This window comes from Phytobacter sp. V69 (assembly GCF_965644215.1).
GTDB lineage: Bacteria > Pseudomonadota > Gammaproteobacteria > Enterobacterales > Enterobacteriaceae > Phytobacter.
Genome location: NZ_CBFFRL010000346.1, coordinates 1 through 2,774, shown reverse-complemented (window position 1 = coordinate 2,774; position 2,774 = coordinate 1). Strand labels below are relative to the sequence as shown.

The 2,774-nt window shown below is 53.5% G+C and carries 2 protein-coding genes and 1 pseudogene; all 3 read right to left on the bottom strand.

The window, feature by feature from the left end; translation table 11 throughout:
• Positions 1–109: 109 nt before the first annotated feature.
• On the bottom strand, positions 110–658 hold the full coding sequence (locus ACSZPU_RS24850) for a phage head morphogenesis protein (protein ID WP_499004253.1): 549 nt from the start codon (positions 656–658) through the stop codon (positions 110–112).
• 55 nt (positions 659–713) lie between these two features.
• Positions 714–2,165: a DUF1073 domain-containing protein gene (locus ACSZPU_RS24845; RefSeq protein WP_499004252.1), complete on the bottom strand. Its 1,452-nt coding sequence runs from the start codon at positions 2,163–2,165 to the stop codon at positions 714–716.
• Between the two features lie 4 nt (positions 2,166–2,169).
• Positions 2,170–2,712: pseudogene (locus ACSZPU_RS24840) on the bottom strand (TerL protein); the annotation flags it as partial.
• Positions 2,713–2,774: the final 62 nt, after the last annotated feature.

Sequence of the window (2,774 nt, the reverse complement as noted above, 5' to 3'; positions counted from 1 at the left end):
ATCGGTAGTTAACCCTTCCTCCTACACTCTCCACAATCATGTCCGAGCGTTGCACTTATTATCTGAATTCGCGGTTCGGACAAAACGACCATGATAAGGCGTATTTCTATCACTTTCGCGGTTCAGGAATTTGCACTTCCGGCCAGCATTGGCAATTGGGCAAACATCCCGCATGACCAGTCAGTCCATCAAGCGTCGGTGGATTGTCCCACCTGACAAATTTATCCTTCATTTTGCGGTGGGACTTGCGGGTTCCCGCCCCTTCAATACGCCACCAGTAGCCCTCAGAGCCAACCGACAACGCGCGGGCCTGAGTCAGCGCTCCGGTAGCACGTCCAATTTCAGTGCGCGCTATCATCTTCGCCCGTCCGGCGGCTACATCACCGGACTGCATAATCATTTCGTAAAGCGCGTCAGGCCGTTCGCCACGGATTACCGCTTCAAGCGCCCGCGCCTGTATCTCAGATACGCGACTGGCGGCTTCCAGAGGCAGCGACTTCATGTACTGAATCTGACGTGCCACGATATCCCGCGCAACATGAACTACGGGCGTGTTACCCACGACATCGCGCAATCCGACTGAAATCTCTTCGGAAACCGAGCGCCACTGATTCCATTCCTCCTGCTCTACCTGGGCGAACATCTTTTTGCCGACCATTTCAGCCCAGTTTTCTAACAGTTCGGAATAGTCCACCAGCGTGCTTGCCGTCTTATCAGCGCTTGCCTGTGAACCATCGTAGGAACCCGCCACTATTTCGCCGATCTGGTTTGCTATCGCCAGTAGGCTCTTTTGGTACTGTCGCTCCGATTTGCGGCGGAGGTTCGGTTTCAGATTCAGCCTCCTCCCACTGAGACTTGGCATTTTTTATATCCTCGTCAGAAATGCTGGCCCCGATCCCGGTAACGTCTGCCATCTCGCGCAGGTCGGTTAGCGCGGCCGCCGGAGACATACCCAGTTCGCGCACAGCGGTAGCCAGGGCGGTGGTTGTGTTCGTTGCGACCGTCGAGCGATCCACATCGGACATCTGCCAGAGCGGGTTAAATTCAAAGGTGAAATCGTCCGGCAATGGTTCGCCGAATTCCGAGCGATGCAGAACATCAAACAACAGGCGAATATGCGGACGTAAGTCACGTTCCTGCTGCGTACCCACGTCGCCGTAGTAGTTAGCCAGGTCAGCATCGCCAGTAGAGAAACCTTTCGGAGACTGCCGGAACATGCGCACCAGCGGAATGCCGACGGCGCCGGCAATGTCCTCTTTGAACTCACTCAGAAGGTCAGACAGACCAGCAAACGAATATGAGTGCGTTTCAAAGGTGTCTTCTGCGTCGAACAGGGACATACCCTCATTGGTCTGAAACTGACGGACCAGATCCATTTGCTTGAGCAGCGCTTCAAAAGGCTTACCGCCCATAGCGATAATTTCACGCAGCTTTTTAATCTTCGCCGTGCGCAGATGGGCTTTATAGGCAAGTTGCGCCGCACCTACACTGGTACTGTCATAAGACGTCAGGCGATCAAATATGCGCTCAACAACCGACATGCCCCATTCGTTTTCGGTGATTTTCTGCTGGTAAGGCAGCTTCACACCATCCATACGAATCAGGCGGGAATGGTGCAGCGTCCAGGCTGGCAGCCCCTGCGCTGTCGTCACGATGTCGTAGAATTCAGGTTTGCCGAGGTTTGGCCCAAGCGTCTTGATGCGGCGATTTAGTTGCGGGTTGAGCATCCAGCGGTCAAGCACCGCCAGCCCTTTGAAGCTGCCTTTGCCAACCTTGTCGAGGATAAGTGGTGTTAACGGTGCCTGCCCTTCGATAAGTATCAGAGAACCAGCGCCACCATAAAGCCGCGACCATTTCAGTGTCTCGTTGAGCACGTCCCACAATTGAAGCTCTTCAAACTTCGATTCCAGGATGCCGCGACGCTTCGGGTCTATCTCGCTGGTAATGCGAACGCCCTTTTTCGTCATATCGTCTGGGATGGCATCGACGGCCACGCCAATGATCCACGACGAACGGTACGCCCATTCAATGAGAAGCCGGTTGCGGCAGGTGTAGTTTGCCTTGTACGTGGATGCAGCATGCTGGTTTGGTTGCTGCATGCCGACGCGAGCCACAAAGTTATCGTATGAGTCCGCTGTGGCGACTCGCTTTGCTTGTTTCGGCATGCGTTTATTCTCCGAGTTTTTTCCAGATATCGAATGCAGTATCCATTGGGGCGTAACAGATCATCGCCGAGTCGGCGAGGTTTGGTTATTTGGTGCCGTCCGGCTGTTTATCGACGAGTATTTTACCCACGGCGTTTTTCGACCAGGTGGGCTGAGACAACTCCATCAGTAGCCGATCCTTATTCTTCATCGTGCTGCTTATGGAAATGATTTCGTCGGGGTTGTAATCCATGCCGCCCAGGGCACGGAAGGTATTACGAAAGAGCTTTCTCAGATGCCACCAGCTTTGCGCTTTGGCATTAGCAAAGAAATCTTTGTTCAGGCGCGCCAGCTTGCCGTTGTCACCGGGAACAGCTTCATCATCAGGGTCAAAGACCGAGCCGCTTCCACGAAACGGAGTTGCCGTTATCTGCGGTAGTCTTTCGGCATACCGCTGTTCGTTGATAACGCGGGCGTCGCCACGAGCACCGGCCCCCAGGCCATCCTCATCAAAACGAAATTCATCAATCCCAAAGTCATCACAGAAACCGAATGCTTTAGATAGTGTCGTCACGAGGATAAAAATCATTGATAATAGGGCCTTCTAATCAGAAGGCCCTATTATCATGA

Excerpts from the sequence above, each read along its gene's own strand:
- ACSZPU_RS24850 (WP_499004253.1), bottom strand. The coding sequence starts at position 658 with ATGGTCGGCAAAAAGATGTTCGCCCAGGTAGAGCAGGAGGAATGGAAT.
- ACSZPU_RS24845 (WP_499004252.1), bottom strand. The coding sequence starts at position 2,165 with ATGCCGAAACAAGCAAAGCGAGTCGCCACAGCGGACTCATACGATAAC.